Annotated in this window: 15 protein-coding genes; 8 read left to right on the forward strand and 7 right to left on the reverse strand. The window is 69.1% G+C overall.

Annotated elements, in window-relative coordinates:
• Positions 1 to 95: 95 nt before the first annotated feature.
• The 3 genes from QZM67_RS31140 to QZM67_RS31150 all read left to right on the forward strand — a co-directional run bounded on the left by QZM67_RS31140 (position 96) and on the right by QZM67_RS31150 (position 3,253).
• Complete coding sequence (locus QZM67_RS31140) at positions 96 to 740, forward strand: glutathione S-transferase family protein (protein WP_301809150.1); 645 nt, start codon at positions 96 to 98, stop codon at positions 738 to 740.
• A gap of 36 nt (positions 741 to 776) precedes the next feature.
• Positions 777 to 2,927, forward strand: a complete 2,151-nt coding sequence (locus QZM67_RS31145; RefSeq protein WP_301809152.1) for a pyridoxamine 5'-phosphate oxidase family protein — start codon at positions 777 to 779, stop codon at positions 2,925 to 2,927.
• Positions 2,928 to 3,049: 122 nt separating this feature from the next.
• The gene (locus QZM67_RS31150; protein ID WP_043178166.1) at positions 3,050 to 3,253 is read left to right on the forward strand and encodes a DUF2970 domain-containing protein; all 204 of its coding nucleotides are present in this window, start codon (positions 3,050 to 3,052) and stop codon (positions 3,251 to 3,253) included.
• Between the two features lie 49 nt (positions 3,254 to 3,302).
• Here QZM67_RS31150 and QZM67_RS31155 read toward each other — a convergent pair whose 3' ends face one another.
• From QZM67_RS31155 to QZM67_RS31185, 7 genes are all read right to left on the reverse strand, one after another.
• Positions 3,303 to 4,442, reverse strand: coding sequence for a porin (locus QZM67_RS31155; protein WP_301809155.1), 1,140 nt, complete (start codon positions 4,440 to 4,442; stop codon positions 3,303 to 3,305).
• Between the two features lie 386 nt (positions 4,443 to 4,828).
• On the reverse strand, positions 4,829 to 6,154 hold the full coding sequence (locus QZM67_RS31160) for an NAD(P)/FAD-dependent oxidoreductase (protein ID WP_301809158.1): 1,326 nt from the start codon (positions 6,152 to 6,154) through the stop codon (positions 4,829 to 4,831).
• Positions 6,151 to 6,843, reverse strand: coding sequence for a S8 family serine peptidase (locus tag QZM67_RS31165; protein ID WP_301809161.1), 693 nt, complete (start codon positions 6,841 to 6,843; stop codon positions 6,151 to 6,153). Before QZM67_RS31165 ends, QZM67_RS31160 begins: the two co-directional genes overlap by 4 nt.
• Positions 6,836 to 8,563, reverse strand: a complete 1,728-nt coding sequence (locus tag QZM67_RS31170) for an ABC transporter ATP-binding protein (RefSeq protein ID WP_301809164.1) — start codon at positions 8,561 to 8,563, stop codon at positions 6,836 to 6,838. Before QZM67_RS31170 ends, QZM67_RS31165 begins: the two co-directional genes overlap by 8 nt.
• Positions 8,564 to 8,612: 49 nt before the next feature.
• Entirely contained in the window at positions 8,613 to 10,544 is a 1,932-nt protein-coding gene (locus tag QZM67_RS31175) for a sigma-54-dependent Fis family transcriptional regulator (protein WP_301809167.1), read from the reverse strand.
• A gap of 232 nt (positions 10,545 to 10,776) precedes the next feature.
• A complete protein-coding gene (locus QZM67_RS31180; RefSeq protein ID WP_175024760.1) occupies positions 10,777 to 11,097 on the reverse strand; it encodes a high-potential iron-sulfur protein in 321 nt (106 codons plus the stop codon).
• A gap of 118 nt (positions 11,098 to 11,215) precedes the next feature.
• Entirely contained in the window at positions 11,216 to 12,709 is a 1,494-nt protein-coding gene (locus QZM67_RS31185; protein ID WP_301809169.1) for an aldehyde dehydrogenase, read from the reverse strand.
• 447 nt (positions 12,710 to 13,156) lie between these two features.
• Between QZM67_RS31185 and peaA the strand changes: the two genes are divergently transcribed.
• The 5 genes from peaA to QZM67_RS31210 all read left to right on the forward strand — a co-directional run bounded on the left by peaA (position 13,157) and on the right by QZM67_RS31210 (position 19,508).
• Complete coding sequence (gene peaA / locus QZM67_RS31190) at positions 13,157 to 14,770, forward strand: quinohemoprotein amine dehydrogenase subunit alpha (protein WP_301809173.1); 1,614 nt, start codon at positions 13,157 to 13,159, stop codon at positions 14,768 to 14,770.
• 71 nt (positions 14,771 to 14,841) lie between these two features.
• Positions 14,842 to 16,272: a quinohemoprotein amine dehydrogenase maturation protein gene (peaB, locus tag QZM67_RS31195; protein ID WP_175024762.1), complete on the forward strand. Its 1,431-nt coding sequence runs from the start codon at positions 14,842 to 14,844 to the stop codon at positions 16,270 to 16,272.
• A gap of 1 nt (position 16,273) precedes the next feature.
• Entirely contained in the window at positions 16,274 to 16,597 is a 324-nt protein-coding gene (gene qhpC / locus QZM67_RS31200; RefSeq protein WP_014900223.1) for a quinohemoprotein amine dehydrogenase subunit gamma, read from the forward strand.
• Positions 16,598 to 16,625: 28 nt separating this feature from the next.
• Entirely contained in the window at positions 16,626 to 17,744 is a 1,119-nt protein-coding gene (gene peaD / locus QZM67_RS31205) for a quinohemoprotein amine dehydrogenase subunit beta (RefSeq protein WP_301809177.1), read from the forward strand.
• 45 nt (positions 17,745 to 17,789) lie between these two features.
• Positions 17,790 to 19,508, forward strand: coding sequence for an AMP-binding protein (locus tag QZM67_RS31210; protein WP_301809180.1), 1,719 nt, complete (start codon positions 17,790 to 17,792; stop codon positions 19,506 to 19,508).
• The last annotated feature ends 205 nt before the right edge of the window (positions 19,509 to 19,713 follow it).

Raw genomic sequence — 19,713 nt, forward strand, 5'->3', positions numbered from 1 at the left:
TCCGCGATTATCCGTCTTCTGGCGACGAACGGCGAGCGCTACGCTGCAGCTGTTCGTCGCCGATCCCCGGCGGCGCGAGATACCGGAGCGTTACCATGTCTGCCGCCAACAAGCCTGCTGCACCCATCCGCGTCTACTCGTTCCTGCTGTCCGGGCACGCGCATCGCGTCCGGTTGTTCCTGTCGCTGCTCGGCCTGCCGTCCGAGACCGTCGACGTCGATCTGGCGGCCGGTGCGCAGCGCGAACCGGCGTTCCTCGCACTCAATCCGCTCGGGCAGGTGCCCGTGATCGACGACGGCGGCACGGTGATCGCCGATTCGAATGCCATCCTCGTGTACCTCGCGAAGCGCTACGGCGACGCGCACTGGCTGCCCGGCGACCCGGTCGGCGCGGCGATCGTGCAGCGCTGGCTGTCGTATGCGGCCGGGCCGATCGCTTCGGGGCCGGCCGCCGCGCGGCTCGTGACCGTGTTCGGCGCGAAGCTCGACCAGGAGGCCGCCAAGCTGACGGCCGCGAAGGTGCTCGACGTGATCGATCGCGAGCTGGCCGGCAAGCCGTTCGCGGCCGGCGCGCAGCCGACGATCGCCGACATCGCCGCGTACTCGTACATCGCACACGCGCCGGAGGGCGGCGTGTCGCTCGAACCGTATCCGCACGTGCGGGCGTGGCTGGCGCGCATCGAGGCGCTGCCGGGCTTCGTCGCGATGCCGACGACGCGCGTGGGCCTGCTCGCCGCGTAACGCCCACCGAAGCCGCGCCTGCTCAGGGAGAACGCGATGAATGCCCCGATTGCCCCGATTGCCCCGACCGCCGTCGTACCGGGCTGGGAACTCGACGCCGCGCCGTTTCACGCGGGCGAGCTTGCCGTGCAGCAGCGCGCGGGTGTGACGGAGGCCGCGGGCTCGGCCGGCCGGCGCGGGATCCGGCGTTTCATGCCGGATCAGCACCGGACGTTTTTCGCGCAACTGCCGTTCTTCGTGCTCGGCGGCGTCGATGCGCACGGCCAGCCGTGGGCGACGCTGCGGGCCGGCGCGCCGGGGTTCGTGACGTCGCCGGATGCACGCACGCTGCGCATCGCGGTGCACGCGTTGCCGGGCGATCCGCTGGCCGGCACGTGGCGGCCGGGCGCGCCGCTCGGCGGGCTCGGCATCGAATTCGATACGCGGCGGCGCAATCGCGTCAACGGCGTCGTGCGTGCGGTCGACGGCGATGCGCTGACGATCGCGGTCGAGCAGAGCTTCGGCAACTGCGCGAAATACATCCAGGGCCGCAAGCCGACGTTGGTCGCACGGGAAGTCGATGCGTCCGCCGGGCCCGACGTGTCGGATGAGTTGGACGATGCCGATCGCGCGCTGCTGGCGCAGGCCGATACGTTCTTCGTCGCGAGCGCGAACACGTCGGCGGACGCGGGCGCCGCGCGCGGGGCGGACGTGTCGCATCGCGGCGGGATGCCGGGGTTCGTGCGCGTCGACGATGCGCGCACGCTGACGACGCCGGATTTCAGCGGCAACCGCTTCTTCAACACGCTCGGCAACCTGCAGCACGATCCGCGCGCGGGGTTGCTGTTCGTCGATTTCGACAACGGCGACCTGCTGTATGTGGCCGCGCGCGCCGAGATCGTGTGGGACGGGCCGCTCGTCGCGTCGTTCGTCGGCGCGCAGCGGGTCGTGCGGTTCCATGTGCGGGAAGTGCGGCGCATGCGCGCGGTGCTGCCGTTTCGGTGGTCGACGGTTGAGCGCGCGCCGCAGTTCGCGGCGATGGCGGCGGCGGAGGCAAGCGCCGTCGCTGGGGCGGTTGTGGTGCCGTCCACATCCGCACCCGAATCGGCATCGACACCGGCGATCGCATCGGCATCGGCACCGGCATCGGCACCGGCACCGGCACCCGAATCGGCATCGGCACCGGCATGGCGGCCGCTGCGCATCGCGAAGATCGTCGACGAAGCGCGCGCGATCCGCTCGTTCCATTTCGAACCGGCGGACGGCGGCGCGTTGCCCGCCTACGAAGCCGGGCAGCACCTGACGCTGCGCGTCGCGCTGCCGGGCAGCGATTCGCCGGCGATCCGCAGCTACACACTGTCCGATGCACCGGGCGGCGCGCATTACCGGATCACCGTGAAGCGCGAAGGGCGCGTATCGGCGTGGCTGCACGATCACGCGCAGGCGGGCATGACGCTCGACGCGCAGATGCCGCGCGGCCGCTTCACGTTCGATCTCGCGAGCCCGCGTCCGGCCGTGCTCGTGTCGGCCGGCATCGGCATCACGCCCATGGTCGCGATGCTGCGCCGCGCGCTGGCCGACGATCAGCCGTTGCGCCGCGTGATGTTCGTGCACGGCGCGCGCGAAGCGGCCGACCGGCCGTTCGCGGCGGAGCTGGCGCGCCTTGCGGCCAACGACGAACGGTTGTCGCTCCACTGCTTCGACAGTCGTCTGCACGACGGCTCGGCCGCGCGGGCAGGCCGTATCGACATCGCGCAACTGAAGCGCATTCTGCCGTTCGACGACTACGACTTCTACCTGTGCGGGCCGTCGGCATTCATGCGCGACCTGTACGACGGGCTGCGCGCACTGAACGTGCCGGACGATCGCATCCGTTTCGAGGCATTCGGGCCGTCGAGCGTGGCGCGCAACACGACCCGCGCGACCGACAGGCCGACGGCGGCAAGCGTGCCCGTCGTATTCCGGCGCACGGGGCGCGATGCCGCATGGACGCCCGCCGACGGCACGCTGCTCGAATTCGCGGAAGGGCAGCGCATCGCCGTGCCGTCCGAATGCCGCTCCGGTTCATGCGGGACGTGTGCGACGCGCGTGCTGTCCGGTGCGGTCGACTACGAGCAGGTGCCCGATGCACCGGTCGAGCCCGGCTGCGCGCTGCTGTGCGTCACGCGGCCCGCACAAGGGTCGGAACCGCTCGTGCTCGACCGCTGATGCACCCTGCGGCATGCCGCCGCAGATGGCCTGCTGCGCGAAAAGCACGCGCAACTGCTTCTTTTTCCGGATGCCGGTCGGATCGACGATAGCGTCAACCGATAGATGAAAGGAGCGCAATCATGAAACTGCTCGGCATGATCAAACTGGTCCTGTGGAGTTTCTTCGGCGTACGCAACAGCAAGGCGCACGCAACCGATCTCGCGAACGCCAACTTCACGATGCTGCCGTTCGTGGCGATCATCCTCGCGGTGCTCGTCGGCGCGGTCATCTACGGCGTCGTGCACCTGGTCGTCGATCCGACCGTGACGATGCAGGGGTTCTGAGCGTCGCGCGTGCCGCACGCGTTCCCGTGTCGGCACGCGGCGCACGCGCTCAGAACGTGTGGTTCACCGCGACACGGGCGACGAGCTGGTGCCCGTTCGACGACGCGCCGGGCGAACCGGGCACGAGCCCGCCGTCGAGCGGCGTGCCGGTCGCGCTGCCGCCCACCCGTTGACAGGCGACCTGCGTATAGACCGAGGTGCGTTTCGACAGCAGGTACTGCGCCATCGCGCCGAACTGGTTCCAGTGCAGCGAGGACTTCGCGCCGGCCCGATCGAGGCCGCCGCGCGTGTACGTGTACATGCCGCCGACGAGGAAGGCCGGCGTCACGTTGTACTTCGCATTGACTTCGACATTGTCGAACGTGAGCCGCGCATTCGCGAGGCCCAGGCTGCCCGCATAGATCGACGCGTCGGGCTGGCCGACGTTCACGTGCGAATAGACCGCGCCCAGCGTCGCAGGCCCGATCCCGTAGTTCACGCCGATCCCGTAGATCTTCTGATTTCCTGCGACGAAATCCGTATCGTCCGGCGTCAGCGCGCCGCCCGCCGTGGTGCCAGGATTCGACATGTTTTCGTAGACGGCGGCGACCGACAGCGTCTGGTACGTGTAGTTCAAGCCGACGCCGAGCATCCGGTTCTGCGCGAAGCCGCCGGCCAGGTTGCTCAGTCCAACCATGACCGTGCCGGAAAAGCCGCCGAACGCGGGGCTCGTGTACTTCACCGCGTTGTTCGCGTGGAACGACGCATCGGTGTTGTCGTTGTCGAGCGGATGCGAGAACAGGAAACCCGCCCAGCTGCCGTTGGCGGTCAGCGGCCCGATCGTGTCGGCGACGGTATCGAACTGGCGGCCGAGCGTCAGCGTGCCGAGCCGGTCCGACTGCAGCCCGACATACGACTGGTAGCCGAACAAACGGCCGCCATAGCCGAGCTGGCCGTTTTCGACCAGGAAGCCGCTCTCGAGGTCGAAGATCGCGCGCAACCCGCCACCGAGATCCTCGTTGCCCTTGATGCCCCAGCGGCTCGTCGCGAGATCGCCGCTCGCCATCTCCCATGACGACTTGCCGCCGACATTGCTCGTGTAGTTGATGCCTTCGTCGAGGATGCCGAACATCAGGACGGAGCTTTGCGCGTGCGCGTTCGTGAAACCGATCAGGAATCCTGCTGAAATGATGAGGCGTGATTTTTTCATGTGGGGTGCGGGCTAGAAGGGTGAAACGGTCGATGGTCCGGCGCGCGGCGTGAGCGGCGCGTGACTTTCGACAAGCAGATGGCGTGCCATCACGCGTTTCAAGACCGCGATGCGCGGGCTGCGTTCCGTTTCATTGTGGTGTGATCGTCGAACGGGCTTGATCGCGCGCAAATCGCGTAGCAATTCGCATCGCGTGTCGCATGTTGCGTCTCAGATTGAGACGGGCGGCGATGCGGAATCGTGCGGGGGCAAAGGCGCGTGCCGCGATGCGTGATTCGCGGGACGATGGAGCGAAAGCAGCGAAAGCAGCGAAAGCAGCGGAAGAGGCGAAAGCAGCGGAAGAGGCGGAAGAGGCGGAAGAGGCGGAAGAGGCAGAGGCGCGCGCGTCACGCGCGTACGAACGGATATCCCTGCGTTTCGAGCCAGTGCCGCACCAGCGCGGCCTGCGGCGGCGCGAACTCCGCCAGCACCTGCGCCACCGGCCGCTCGCGCAGCGCCGCGACGATCGGCGCGAGCGGGATGCCTTGCAGATGCCAGCTGCCGAGCGGCTGATCGGGGCTCGTGACGACGTCGGCCTCGACGATCGTGTCGCCGTCGATCACGGGCGCACGCTCGATCGCGAGCGCGCCAAAATCGGGGGCGCGATGCGACGGCGCATCGTCCGGCCACGCGCGGCGCGCGTCCCAGAACGGCCGGTCGGCCCATTGCGTGTCGAGCGCGTAGAAGTCGCGGCCGATCCTCGCGAAGCGCATGAACAGCGCGGTGATGCGTCGCGCGTGAAAGCGTAGCGCGAGTGCCGCACGCTCGGGATGTGCGAGCAGCGTATGGATGACGGCCGGCGCCTGCAGTGCCGACGACAGCGACTGGAAGATGCCGTTGCCGGACAGCGGATCGACGGCCATCGCCGCGTCGCCGACGCGCAGCCAGTTCGTGCCGCCGGTGTCGCCGCACAGCGTCGCGCTGCTGGTGCGCGCGAACACGCGCGCATCGGCGCCGGTATCCACGCCTCCCGCACCGAAGAAGTCATGGGCGAGCGGCGTCTGCCGCAGCGTCGCGCACCACGCGGGTAGCGCGTCGCGTGGCGGCAGCGTCGTGGTCGCGACGTCGAGCGTCGCCTGCCAGTAGCAGCGGCCGTCAGGCAGGCGCGCCATCCACGCCCAGCCCTCGGGCAAGCTCTCGATCGCGGAAGCCGCATCGCCGGGCGTGCCTTGCCACACGTTCAGCAGGCTCAGCGTCTGCGGGCCGCGCATCGCATCGCGCGCGTGCGGCGCGAGCCGGCCGCGCGCTTCGACCACGAACGCCGCATGCAGCGTTGCGTCACCGGCGGGCGTGTCGATGCGGATCGCATGCCCGTCGCCGTCGGCTTGCACCGCGCGTACGGTCGCTTCGCGCACCGCAATGCCCGCATCGGCCAGATCGCGGCGCAGCGCCGCGTCGAAACGGCGGCGGTCGATCAGGTGTTCGTGATTGAGCGTACGCGTGTCGCCGTTCCAGCGCGTCGTGCGTGCACAGGGCGGCAGCGCACAGGCGGCGGCCTGCGCGAGCCCGGCATGACGCAGCCCCTGCAGCACGCGATCGGACACGCCTTCGACCGCATCGAAGTGTCGCCATTCGCTGACGACCGTGACCGGATAGCCGAGCCGCGCGAGCCCGAGCGCGGTGGCGGCGCCCGCCGGCCCCGCGCCGAGCACGACGACCGATGCGCGGTTCATGATGCGTGCGTGCGTCGCTCGACGCCGATGTAGGTGGCGTCCGTACGCAGATGTTCGAGCAGGGCAGCCGTATCGTCGTCCGGGTGACGCGCGAACCAGTCCGCCGCATGGCCGCTGAGCGCCGCGCACGCGATGCTCGCGCCGGCCGGTGCGCGCGGTGCGCCGCTCGACACGACCGCGCCGAAATCGGCCTGCGCACTGTCGAGCCACGACCATTGGCCCGGCATGCAGCGCGCATCGCCCGTGACGCGCACGATGCCCGGATAGCTGGCCGGAAACACCGGCGTGCCTTGCGCGGGGCTCGACGCGAAGACGGTCACGCGTTGCGCGACGGCTGCCGCGCACGCATCGCGCAACGTGTCGCGATCGGCGCGCACGCCGAGGCTCAGGTTGATCACGCGAACGCGTTGCAGGAGCAGCCAGTCGATGGCGTCGGCGATCTGCGCGGCGCTCGTTACGCCGCGTGCCTCGAACACCTGCGCGACGCACAACGCCGCCTCGGGCGCGGCGGCCGCGATCGTCGTGCAGATCGCGCTGCCGTGACCGATCCGGTCGGGCTCGACGGCACCGGCCTGCACCACGGAAGCCGCGTCGAACGAGAAGCGCCGCGCGGCGGCGACGCGTGCGTCCAGTGCAGGCGGATAGCCGCTGTCGACGACGCCCACGCGCACGGCCCGATCGTCACGCATGCGCGACATCCCGGTGCGTGCGCTGCGCGAGTCGTCCGTCCGCGAGCTCGAAATGCAGGTCGACGCCGGCGAGCGTCGACGCGCGGTGACTGACGAGGATGCGCGTGCGGTCGCCGAACAGGGTGTCGATCTGCGCGATGACCTGCCGCTCGGTCGCTTCGTCGACGGCCGACGTCGCTTCGTCGAGCACGAGGATCGCCGGCGCCTGCAGCAGAGCGCGTGCGATCGCGATCCGCTGCTTCTGGCCGCCGGACAGTTGCTGTCCGCGTTCGCCGACCGGCCCGTCGAGCCCGCCCGGCAGCGTCGCGATCAGTTCGTCGAGCTGCGCGGCGCGCGCGGCATGCACGATGTCGTCATGGGTCGCGAGCGGCGCCGCGTAGCGGATGTTGTCGGCGAGGCTGCCGCGAAACAGCACGATGTCCTGGCTGACGACCGCGACGTGGCGGCGCAGCGCGTCGAGATCGACGTCGCGCAGATCGATGCCGTCGATCCGCACGCTGCCGCGCTGCGGGTCGTAAAAGCGCTGCATCAGGTCGATCAGCGTCGACTTCCCGCTGCCCGACAGCCCCGACAGCGCAACCTTGCTGCCGGCCGGCACGCGTGCGCCGGCGCCGCGCAGCACCGGGCGCGCGCGCTCGTCGTGCGCGAACCACACGTCGACGAACTCGAGATCGCCGCGCGCGGGCAGCTCGCGTGCGTCGGCCGGCGGCTGGACGGCGACCGGTGCGCGCTGCAGCTCCATCACGCGTCCGAGGCTGACCGTCATCCGCTGCAGCGCGACGTAGAGCCCGAGCAGGCTCTTCACGGGGCCGATCGCCATCCCGAGATAGCTGGAGAACGCGATCAGCGACCCGAGCGGCCAGTCGCCGCGAATCACCCAGTAGCCGCCGACGATGAAGGCGCCCGCGCGCGACAGCGACGTCAGCGTGCCGGGCACCGATTGCGTGATGAACTCGGTGACCTGCAGCTTCAGCAGGCGTTCCATGTAGCGATCGCCGAGGCCGTCGAGCCGCGCCTGTTCGGCGCGCTGGCGGCCGGCGGCCTGGATGAACTTCATCGCGGGCAGCGTCTCGACGAGGAACGACGACACGTCGGCCGCGCCTTCGCGCACCGATCGCGCATCGCGCTCGACCTTGCGGCGCATCGTGCGCAGCCACAGGATCTCGAACGGAATCAGCAGCAGCGCGAGCAGCGACAGCTTCCACGACAGCGTGACGAGCAGCACCAGCGTGCCGACGAGCCCGATCACGTTCGATACGGCGGAGAACAGCGCGTCGAGCGCGAAGCGCTGGATCTCGGCGACGTCGCCGTCGAGGCGCGACAGCAGGTCGCCGAGGCGGCGCTGGCCGTAGAACGACGGCGACAGCCGCTGCAGGTGCGCATAGACGGCGCTGCGCAGCGAGAACAGCACGCGGCCGGACAGCCGCGTATGCAGATAGCGGTTGATGCCGCCGAGCAGCGTGCCGACGAAGCCCGCGAACACCATCGCGAACGCGACCACCACCAGCATCCGGAAATCCTTGCCGACCAGCCCGCGGTCGATCAGCTCCTTCGTGAGCCACGGTTGCGCGAGCGCGAGCAGCGATGCGCAGGCCGACAGCGCGAGCAGCCCGGCGATCGCGAGCCGGTGCGGCCGCACGAAACCGTACAGCCAGCCGAACGCGCGCGCGAGCTGCGCGCGGTCGTCGGTCTTCACGAAACGCAGGACGAGTTTCAGCATCGGCTCGACCGGCCCGTCACGAACGCAGCGGACGAACGCGCGCGCGGCCTCATGACTGCAGCCGCTTGAGGCGACGGTACAGCGTCGCGCGGCTGATGCCGAGCGTCTGCGCGGCGGCCGCGACGTTGCCGTCGTGGCGCGCGAGCGATTCGCGGATCAGGTCGTCCTCGTGGCGGCGGATCAGCCCGAACGATGCGTCCGGTGCCGGACACACGCCGTCGATGAAGCCGTCGCACAGATGGTCGAGACCGATCACGTCGTCGTGCTCGTCGCGCACGGCGAGCGCGGTGCGCAACACCATCTCGAGCTGGCGGATGTTGCCGGGCCAGCGATGTTGACGGAACACGTCGGCGAGTTCGGCGTTCACGCTCACGTGCGGCGCGCCGAGCCGCGCGAGCAGCGCCGTGACGATCAGGTCGACGTCGTCGCGTTCGCGCAGCGCGGGCAGCAGCACGTTCACGCCGTGAATCCGGTAGTAGAGGTCTTCGCGGAAGGACTTGTCGCGCACCATCGTCGGCAGGTCGCGGTGCGTCGCGCAGATCACCGCGATGTCGATCGCCTGCTCGTCGCCCGCGCCGAGCGGTGCAACCTTGCGTTCCTGCAGCACGCGCAGCAGGCGCGCCTGAAGGTGCAGCGGCATGTCGCCGATCTCGTCGAGAAACAGCGTGCCGCCGTGCGCCTGCATCAGCCGGCCCGTCATCCCGCCCTTGCGGGCGCCCGTGAACGCGCCGTCGCGATAGCCGAACAGCTCCGACTCGATCAGCCCTTCCGGAATCGACGCGCAGTTCACCGCGACGAACGGCTTGCCGGCGCGCGCGCTCGCATCGTGCAGCGCACGTGCGACGACTTCCTTGCCGGTGCCCGTCTCGCCCTGCACGAGCACGGGCAGCCCGTTGTTGAGACCTTGCCGCGCCATCGTCAGCGCGCGCAGCAGGCGCGGCTGGCGGCCGGCGAGGGCCGCCAGCGCCTGCGCGCCGGCATCGTCGCGGACGGCGGCGGCCGGGGCCGGCCCGCGTCCGCGCAACGCCGGCACCGCGGTTGCGCGCGGCAGGCGCAGCGCCTTGCAATGGAACGCGGCATCGACGCCTTCGACGCGCAGCATTCCGCCTTGCTCGGCGAACGCGACGAACGACGGCATGCGCGTGACCGCTGCGCTTTCGCAGCGGCGGCCGACGAGCGCGTCGCGCGCCGTGCCGAGCAGGTCGCATGCATGCGGGCTCGCGGCGACGATGCGGCCGTCTTCCGACACGGCAAGCACGCCGCTCCAGCTCGAACCGAGATACGCATGGCGCGGGTGGAACACGAGCACCACGTGCTCGGGGAAATAGACATCGAACAGGCGCGTCTCGATGTGCGTGGCCGCCGCGCTCATCAGCATCGACATGTCGTCGAGCGTGAGCGGCAGTTCGCCTTCGCGGGTGAGGTCGAGCACGCCGATCGGCTTGCCGTGCGGGTCGCACAGCGGCAGCGAGCGGCACGAGAAGCGGCTCAGCCGGCCGAGGAAATGCTCGCCGCTGTCGATCGCGACCGCGCGGCCTTCGACGAGCGCGGTGCCGAGCGCGTTCGTGCCGCGCAGCGATTCGCACCAGCTCGCGCCGGCGCGGATGTCGCCGATGCCGAGCGCGGCGAGCTGGCTCGCGTCGCCGTCGACCGACAGGATCGTTGCGCGCGCATCGGCCAGCAGGATCATCCCGTCGCGTCCGCAGCGCTCGGCGAGGAATTCGAGTTCGGGGGCGGCCGCGGCGAGCAGCAGGCGGTTCGCGTCGTGCAGCTCGTCGAGGTTGCAGAATTCATGCAGGTTCAGCCGCGCGTCGTCGTCCCAGCGCACGCCGTGATCGAGGCTGCGCCGCCACGACTGGTCGATTTCGATGCGCAGGCAACCCTGCGGCAGCACGCCGTCGGAACTGAGGCGCTCGCGAATCAGGCGGGTTGCCTGCAGCCGGTCCGGAAGTCGTTGGCCGGAAGGGAAGTAGTCTTGCACGTCGCCCCTCCTCAGGAGAATGTCGGGCCGTCCGATCCGGCGCGGCCGCACGCAAAAAGGCCCGGCGAGTCTGGCATAAGCCCGGGCATAAATCCATCCGGTCAAAAACCTAAGGCCCAGGCGGGGCGCGGCAGTGCGGGCGATTCGCGCGGGCGGGCGGACCGCAATCGACGTGCGTGACGGGGCGGCGTGCATGGCTCGAGGGCGTGCGGAATGCTTGCGGCGGCGGCGCTTACGTCCGCGGGTTGTACGCGTTGCACCAGCCGCCGTTCGCGACCCGTTTTCCGGCGAACAGCGGGCACGGTGCGGCCGGATCCGCGGCCTTGCCCTGGTACAAGCTGCAGCGGCCGCAGTCCTGACCAGGGGTATAGCGTGCGAACGCGGCGCGGTTCACGTGAGCGGCGTCGGTGCGATAACCGAGCGCTTTCGCGGCCGGATCGGTTTCGTCGAGCAGCGCCGGCGCGGCAGAGGCGGCGCGCGGCAGCGCGGCGGCCGACAGCAGGCCGGCCGCGGCGATCATGAAGGTACGGCGGGAAGCGGGGAGGCGGGGCATCGGGTGTCTCGTTGTTGTTAAAGTTTGGGAACAGCGCAGCGGAAGACGAACACGGGCCGACCTGCGCGCCGCGCGATCGTGTCGCGCGGCGCGGGCGTCGCTCAACTCGGCGACGCGATCACACGTTCATCAGCACCGATTTCAACTCGGTGTAATGCTCGATCGCGGCCGCGCCCATTTCGCGGCCGAAGCCCGACATCCGGTAGCCGCCGAACGGCAGCGCCGGATCGAGCGCGCTGTGGCAATTGACCCAGACCGAGCCCGAGCGGATCTTCGGGATCATCCGGTGCGCGGCCGACAGGTTGTTGGTCCAGATGCTCGCGCCGAGCCCGTAACGCGTGTCGTTCGCGAGGCGGATCGCATCGTCGATCGTGTCGAACGGCATCGCGACCAGCACCGGCCCGAAGATTTCCTCCTGCACGAGCGGCCCTTTCTGGTCGACGTCGACGAGCACGGTCGGCTTCACGAAGAAGCCGGGGCCGTACGCTTCGCCGCCGCACGCGAGCTGCGCGCCCAGTTCGCGGCCGCGCTCGATGTAGCCGGCCACGCGCTGTTGCTGCTTCGCCGAAATCAGCGGGCCCATGTCGACCGACGGGTCGAGCGCGTTGCCGAGCTTCATGTTGCTCGCGATGCCCGCGATGTCGCTGACCACACGATCGAAGTGCTTGCGCTGCACGTACAGGCGCGAGCCCGCGCAGCACACCTGGCCGTGGTTGAAGAAGATCGCGGTGGCCGCGCCCGCGGCCGCGACGGCCGGGTCCGCATCGTCGAACACGATCGTCGGCGACTTGCCGCCGAGCTCGAGCGTCACGCGCGTCATCGATTCCATCGCGGCCTTGCCGATCAGCTTGCCGACTTCGGTCGAGCCCGTGAACGTCAGCTTGTCGACATCGGGGTGGTGCGCGAGCGCGGCGCCCGCTTCGACGCCGGTGCCGGTGACGACGTTGAACACGCCGGCCGGATAACCGGCTTCCTGCACGAGTTCCGCGAGCCGCAGTGCGGAGAGCGGCGTTTCGTCGGCCGGTTTCAGCACCATCGTGCAGCCCGTCGCGAGCGCGGGGCCGAGCTTCCAGCACGCGAGCAGCAGCGGGAAATTCCACGCGACGATCGCGCCGACCACGCCCACGGCCTCGCGGCGGATGAAGCCGTGGAACTGGCTGTCGGGCATCAGCGGCATCGACACGTCGACGGTCGCGCCTTCGATCTTGGTCGCCCAGCCGGCCATGTAGCGCAGGAAGTCGATCGACAGCTGCACGTCCATCGCGCGCGCGATCTGCGCGCTCTTGCCGTTGTTCACGCATTCGAGCTCGGCGAGCTGCTGCGCGTCGCGTTCGAGCAGATCCGCGAGACGCCACAGCAGGTTCTGCCGTTCGCGCGGCCGCATGCGGCTCCATGCGGAATCGTCGAACGCCTGGCGGGCGGCGCGGACCGCGCGGTCGACGTCGGCCGCGCCGGAGGCCGGCACGCGACACAGCTCGTCGCCGGTCGCGGGGTTGTGGACGGCCAGGGTGGCGCCGCTTTCGGCGCCGCGCCACGTCTCGCCGATCAGCATCGACGGCGTGCGTGCGATGAACGACTGGGTTTGCGGAAGTAACGACAACGTTGCCTGCATGGAAGCTCCTCGCTCATCGGGGTTCGGGTGTCGAGGCGAAAAGCAGCTTCCATACCAACGTTGATGCGGCGGCTTGCGTGCGCGCCGCACACGCCATGCGGCGCGGGGCGCGCGGCGTGACGGCCCGCGATCGCGCACCCGTCCGGCGTCGCGCCGCGTCGGCCGAGCGGTGTCTCAATTTGAGAATCCGGATGCAACGTGAGACGCGACATGCGGCACGCGCGCTGCCGGCCGTCATGGCCACACCGCCGCAAAGGCGCGCGAATGCCGGTTTGGCGCGCCGGTTTGAATCGGGATTTTCCCGAGCGTTCGGCGGTAAAAGCGCGTGTTTTCCTTGTGGCAAACCCGACGTCGGCAATTGGCACGGCCTGTGCTTGAAGAGCATGAGACAAGCGCCGCAGCGCTGCAGGCCGGACGATTCGAGACCCCACGTAAAGGAGCAGAGCCTTGTTCAAGACTTTCATTCGACGCCGCCGGCCGCCCCGCGCGGCCGCCGCCGTCGCCGCCGCCGGTGCGCTCGCGCTGGCCTCGGGCGCCGCACAGGCCCAGGCCCAGGCCCAGGCGCCGCGCGACGCTCACGCGATCCTGAGCCAGACATGCGCGGCGTGTCACGCGGCCGAGTCGAAGGATTCGTGGAGCCGCATCAGCCATCAGCGCAAGACGCCGGAAGGCTGGCTGATGACGATCGCGCGCATGCAGACGATGCACGGCCTCACGATCAGCGACGACGAACGGCGCATTCTGGTGAAGTACCTGTCGGATACGCAGGGCCTCGCGCCGTCGGAGTCGAAGGATTTCCGCTACGCGCCCGAGCGTCGCCTGAACACGCAGGAGACCGCCGGCAACGAGGAGTTCAAGCAGATGTGCGCGCGTTGCCACTCGGCCGCGCGCCCGCTGCTGCAGCGCCGCCCGGTCGCCGAATGGGACAAGCTCGTGAACTTCCACCTCGGGCAGTGGCCGTCGATCGAGTATTCGGCGATGGGCCGCGACCGCGACTGGTTCAAGATCGCGCTGACCGACATGGCGCCGCTGCTCGCGAAGGACTACCCGTACAACAGCAGCGCATGGACTGCGTGGAAGCAGCACCATCCGCCCGCGACCGCGCTGGCCGGCACGTGGAGCTTCGGCGGCCACATGCCGGGCAAGGGCGATGCGTACGGCACGATGACCGTGAAGGGCGGCGCGGGCGACCGCTTCGACGTCGAGCTGAAGGGCCGCTTCGCGGACGGCAGCCCGCTCGTCGGCACCGGCACCGCGACGCTTTATACCGGCTACGAATGGCGGGCGAGCGTGAAGGTCGGCGACACGACGATGCGTCAGGTGCTGATGGCGAGCGACGGCACGCTGCGCGGCCGGATGTTCGACGATGCGCACGACGAACGCGGCCTCGACTTCAACGCGGCGAAGCTCGGCAACGCGCAGATCGTGGCGGTGCAGCCGGCTTACGTGAAGGCGGGCGAGGAGACCGACGTGACGATCGTCGGCTCGAACCTGCAGGGCACGCCTGCGTTCGGCACGGGCGTGACGGTTGCATCGGTGCTCGAGCGCACGCCGGAATACGTGCGGGTGCGCGTGAAGGCCGCCGACGGCAGCGCGGCCGGCGCGCGCCGGGTGAGCGTCGGCGCCGCGCATGCGGACGGCTTCGCGGTCTATCGCGAGATCCACGACGTGAAGGTCGAACCCGACTACGCGGTCGCGCGCATCGGCGGCAACGGCGGCTCGACGCCGAAGGTCGAAGGGCGTTTCGACGCGGTGGCATGGGGTGTCGACGGCACGGGCAAGCCGTTCCGCATCGGCGTCGTGCCCGCGCAATGGTCGGTCGCCCCGTTCGACGATCAGTCGAAGGGCGATCGCGACACGCAGTTCGCCGGCACGATGCAGGCGTCGACCGGCATCTTCACGCCGGGTAACGCGGGCCCGAACCCCGCGCGCCGAATGGGCACCAACAACACGGGCAACCTGAACGTCGTCGCGACGGTGACGGACGGGGCACGCACGGTGACGGGCACCGGACGCATGATCGTCGGCGTGCAGCGCTGGAACAACCCGCCGCTGCCCTGACCGGTCCGCCTGTCCGCACGCCGGGCCGCGACGCGGCCCGGTCCGAATCCGACGAACGCAAGGAGAATCCGATGAGCGCCATGCTGAACGTGGTCGAACGCAACGTGCACGAAGTGCGCGTCGACGACGAGCGCCTGATGTTTCATGTGCCGAGCAGCTCACTGTTCGCGGCCGATCGCGTGACGGCCGACATCATCGACGCGCTGCGTGCGAGCAGCTGCACGGCCGATGAGCTGTTCGCGCGGCTGGCCGGCCGCTCGCCGCACGGCGAACTCGCCGAGACGCTTGGCGAGCTGATGGCCCTCGAGGTCGTCAGCGACGGCTCGCCGCTTACGCCCGAGATCGCGGTGAAGCGCGTCGAGCGCACCGCGATCGACACGGTCGTGCTGAACGTGAACACCGGCTGCAACCTGAGCTGCACGTATTGCTACAAGGAAGATCTCGACACGCCGTCCGCCGGGCGGCGGATGGACATCGACACCGCGAAGGCGTCGGTCGAGATGCTGCTGAAGGAATCGCCCGACCTGCCGCGCTACACGGTCGTGTTCTTCGGCGGCGAACCGCTCAGCAACCGCAAGCTGATCGAATGCATGGTCGAGTATTGCGAGCTGCGCTTCGGCGCGCTCGGCAAGCAGGTCGAGTTCGTGATGACGACCAACGCGACGCTGCTGACCGAGGAGATCGTCGACTGGCTCGACGCGCATCGCTTCGGGCTGTCGGTCAGCATCGACGGGCCGCGCTCGATCCACGACCTGAACCGCCGCACGGTCGGCGGCGCGGGCACCTACGACGTCGTGCGCCGCAAGGTCGAGATGCTGCTCAAGCGCTACCGCAGCCGCCCGGTCGGCGCGCGCGTGACGCTGACGAGCGGCGTGACCGACATCGAAGGCATCTGGGATCACCTGTTCAACGAACTCGGTTTCGCGGAAGTCGGCTTCGCGCCGGTCACGTCGGGACAGCTCGACACGTTCAATCTGCAGACCGATGAACTCGCGCAGGTGTTCGCGAACATGAAGGCGCTCGGCCGGCGCTACCTGGCCGCCGCGCTTGAGAACCGCAACATCGGCTTCTCGAACCTGCACCAGCTGATCACCGATCTGCACGAAGGGCACAAGAAGTCGTTGCCATGCGGCGCGGGGCTCAAGATGCTGGCGGTCGATCACAAGGGCGACCTGAACCTGTGCCACCGCTTCACCGGCTCGGCGCTGCCGACTTTCGGCAACGTGCATGAGGGCGTCGCGCAGGCCGAGCTCAACGACTTCCTGTCGCAACGCCTCGAGCGCAGCGGCACCGGCTGCGAAACCTGCCGGATCCGCAACCTGTGCTCGGGCGGCTGCTATCACGAGAGCTATGCGCGTTACGGCGACCCCGCGCATCCGACCTACCACTACTGCGAGCTGATGCGCGACTGGATCGATTTCGGCATCGAGGTCTACAGCCGGATCATCGCCGGCAACCCGGCGTTCATCGACAACCACATCACTCCGCGCAAGGCGAACTGACATGAAACATCTGAAGCCGCTCAACAACAAGGCGAAAAAGCTCGAGGAGGCCGTGCAGCAGGATCGCCTCGAGGAAGTCGTCGCGATGACGTCCGTCGCGGGCTGCACGTCGACGACCGACCCCGGCTGGGAAACGGACGTGTTCGGCGGGGTCGCGTCGCTGTGCCAGCCGATGGAGGCCGACCTGTACGGTTGCTCCGACCCGTGCTGGTGGCCCGCGCAGGTGCCCGACATGATGAGCACCTATCCCGACTGGAACAAGCACGCGACCGATTCGGGCGCGGACTGGCGCCAGCTCGGCAGCGTGTTCCCCAAAGACAAGTGATCCACCCGGCACCGATCAAGGATTCTCCATGCGATTCACGACACCCCTGAGCCGCGCGCTCCTCGCCGCCGCGCTCGCCTCGGCCGCGTCGCTGTCGGCCGCGGCCGACGGCCCGCTGCAGGCCGGCCACGAGTACCTCGCCGTCACGAACTATCCGAACAACCTGACGGTGATCGACACGGGCACCGACAGCGTCGTCAAGACCTGCACGCTGCCCGACGCGTTCGGCCCCGGCACGATCCAGATCAGCCCGGACCGCACGCGTGCCTACGTACTGAACAACCATTACGGCGACCTGTACGGTGTCGATCTCGATTCGTGCAAGACCGTGTTCCATGCGGAGCTCGCGCAAGCGGGCAACGAGCGGGCGCGCGCGATGTTCTCGATCGGGCTGAGCCCCGACGGCAAGGAGATCTACAGCGTCGTCAACCCGACGAAGCTGAACCGCGACAGCTACGACGTGCAGTCGCCGCGCCTGCAGGTGTACCGCACCGATGGCGGGCTCGACGCGAAGCCGGTGCGCACCTTCCCCGCACCGCGCCAGACGACGATGCTGCAGGCCGCCGACGACGGGTCGCTGTTCATCGTCGGCGCCGATATCTACCGGATGAACGTGCAGACCGGCAAGTACGACGTCGCGGTGCCGCTGCGCAACTGGAAGCAGCCGCTGCACGGCCAGCCGGACGTGCTGTACGTGTGGCCGCAGCAGCGTCCGCAGCACACGTTGAACCTGCTCTACACGGCCAATCGCTTCAAGGACGAGAAGATGGATCCGGCATCCGCGCAGCCGATGTACGGCTACGTCGACATCGACCTGAAGACGGGCAACGCAACGGTCAGGGATTTCGCGCCGCTCACCGAGGTGTATTTCACGGGCGGGCTGTCGCCGAAGGATCCGAACGCGATGTACGGCGTGCTGAACCGGCTCGCGAAGTACGACGTGAAGAACGAGAAGCTGGTCGAGGCTGCGCCGCTCGATCACTCGTACTACTGCCTGTCGTTCAACCGCGCGGGCAGCAAGGTGTATCTCGCGGGCACCTACAACACCGTCGCCGTGTACGACGCCGACACGCTGAAGAAGCTGAAGGACATCCGCGTGCCGGGCGGCGACATGGCGATCACGACCGCACAGATGTTTACACGATGATGCATGCGCCGGCCCGCGGGCCGGCGCCATAGATCAGGAGACTCCATGACCACCGCCATCGCCGCCGGCATGCCGCGCGACGGCCTGTCGATCGTGCAGGGCCGCACCGACGTGCCGCTGTCGGATGCGACCGTCGCCGCGCTGCTGCGCGACACGGCGTCGCGCTTTCCGGCGCGGCCGGCCGTCGTATTCCGCGAGCAGGGCATTCGCTGGGACTGGCGCACGTTCGCGCACGAGATCGACGTACTCGCGGCCGGCCTCGTCGCACTCGGGATCGAGCCGGGCGACCGCGTCGGCATCTGGTCGCCGAACCGCGTCGAATGGCTGCTCACCCAATTCGCGACCGCGCGCATCGGCGCGATCCTCGTCAACATCAACCCGGCCTACCGGCTCGCGGAACTCGACTACGCGCTGAACAAGGCAGGCTGCCGCGCGCTGATCGCGGCCGAGCAGTTCAAGTCGTCGAAGTACCTGGAGATGCTGCAGGCGCTCGCGCCGGAACTCGCGCATTGCGCGCCGGGCGAGCTGCATGCCGCGCGGCTGCCGAGCCTGCGCACGGTCGTGTCGATGGGCGACGTCGCGCCGGCCGGGATGTTCCGCTTCGCGGACGTGATGGCGCGCGGCCGCGACACGCTCGATGTCGCGCGGCTCGATGCGATCGGCGCGACGCTCGCGGCCACCGATCCGATCAACATCCAGTTCACGAGCGGCACGACCGGCAGCCCGAAGGGCGCGACGCTCACGCACCGCAACGTCGTCAACAACGCGCGCTTCATCGCGATGGCGATGCGGTTCAGCGAGCAGGACACGCTGTGCATCCCGGTGCCGCTGTATCACTGCTTCGGGATGGTGCTGGCCGTGCTCGCATGCGTGTCGACGGGCGCGGCGATGGTGTTCCCCGGCGAGGCGTTCGACCCGGTCGCGACGCTCGCGGCGGTGGCCGATGAACGCTGCACCGCGCTGCACGGCGTGCCGACGATGTTCATCGCGGAGCTCGATCATCCGGAGTTCGCTCGATTCGACCTGTCGACGCTGCGCACCGGGATCATGGCCGGCTCGCCGTGCCCGATCGAGACGATGAAGCGCGTCGTGTCGCAGATGCACCTGTCGGAGATCACGATCGCGTACGGAATGACGGAAACGAGCCCCGTGTCGTTCCAGAGCTCGACCGACGATCCGCTCGAGAAGCGCACGACGACGGTCGGCCGTGTGCAGCCGCACCTGGAAGTGAAGATCGTCGATCCGGACGGGCGTATCGTGCCGATCGGCGCGACAGGCGAGCTGTGCACGAAGGGCTATTCGGTGATGCTCGGCTACTGGGAAGACGAAGCGAAAACGCAGGAAACGATCGTCGACGGCTGGATGCACACGGGCGACCTCGCGACGCTCGACGCGGACGGCTACTGCAACATCGTGGGCCGGCTGAAGGACATGGTGATCCGTGGCGGCGAGAACATCTATCCGCGCGAGATCGAGGAATTCCTGTTCCGTCATCCGAAGATCCAGAGCGTGCAGGTGTTCGGCGTGCCCGACGCGAAGTACGGCGAAGAGCTGTGCGCGTGGATCGTGTTGCGCGCGGACGAGCGGATGACCGAGGACGACGTGCGCGGGTTCTGTCACGGACAGATCGCGCACTACAAGATTCCGCGCTACATCCGCTTCGTCGATGAACTGCCGATGACGGTGACGGGCAAGGTGCAGAAGTTCGTGATGCGCCAGCAGATGATCGACGCATGGGGGCTGAAAGCCGCCGATACCGCGTAGTACCGGACGGGCGGCCGCCGTGCCGCCCGCTACGCTTGCGATAACCACCCGCCGGGCGGATTTCCCTGCCGCCCCGTCCGCCCGGGGTAAAATGCGCGCCACGCCGCGATGTCGCGCGCGACGGACATCCGCCGTTCCGACGAACGGCGCACGCAAATGCCCGGCGCCCGCACCGGGGCGTTCGAAGCGCCCCCCCGCATGACAA

The organism is Burkholderia sp. AU45251 (genome assembly GCF_030482905.1).
GTDB classification, from domain to species: Bacteria; Pseudomonadota; Gammaproteobacteria; order Burkholderiales; family Burkholderiaceae; genus Burkholderia; species Burkholderia aenigmatica.

Coding starts and splice junctions, on each gene's coding strand:
- QZM67_RS31140 (WP_301809150.1), top strand. CDS start 96: ATGTCTGCCGCCAACAAGCCTGCTGCACCCATCCGCGTCTACTCGTTC.
- QZM67_RS31145 (WP_301809152.1), top strand. CDS start 777: ATGAATGCCCCGATTGCCCCGATTGCCCCGACCGCCGTCGTACCGGGC.
- QZM67_RS31150 (WP_043178166.1), top strand. CDS start 3,050: ATGAAACTGCTCGGCATGATCAAACTGGTCCTGTGGAGTTTCTTCGGC.
- QZM67_RS31155 (WP_301809155.1), bottom strand. CDS start 4,442: ATGAAAAAATCACGCCTCATCATTTCAGCAGGATTCCTGATCGGTTTC.
- QZM67_RS31160 (WP_301809158.1), bottom strand. CDS start 6,154: ATGAACCGCGCATCGGTCGTCGTGCTCGGCGCGGGGCCGGCGGGCGCC.
- QZM67_RS31165 (WP_301809161.1), bottom strand. CDS start 6,843: ATGCGTGACGATCGGGCCGTGCGCGTGGGCGTCGTCGACAGCGGCTAT.
- QZM67_RS31170 (WP_301809164.1), bottom strand. CDS start 8,563: ATGCTGAAACTCGTCCTGCGTTTCGTGAAGACCGACGACCGCGCGCAG.
- QZM67_RS31180 (WP_175024760.1), bottom strand. CDS start 11,097: ATGCCCCGCCTCCCCGCTTCCCGCCGTACCTTCATGATCGCCGCGGCC.
- QZM67_RS31185 (WP_301809169.1), bottom strand. CDS start 12,709: ATGCAGGCAACGTTGTCGTTACTTCCGCAAACCCAGTCGTTCATCGCA.
- peaB (WP_175024762.1), top strand. CDS start 14,842: ATGAGCGCCATGCTGAACGTGGTCGAACGCAACGTGCACGAAGTGCGC.
- qhpC (WP_014900223.1), top strand. CDS start 16,274: ATGAAACATCTGAAGCCGCTCAACAACAAGGCGAAAAAGCTCGAGGAG.
- peaD (WP_301809177.1), top strand. CDS start 16,626: ATGCGATTCACGACACCCCTGAGCCGCGCGCTCCTCGCCGCCGCGCTC.
- QZM67_RS31210 (WP_301809180.1), top strand. CDS start 17,790: ATGACCACCGCCATCGCCGCCGGCATGCCGCGCGACGGCCTGTCGATC.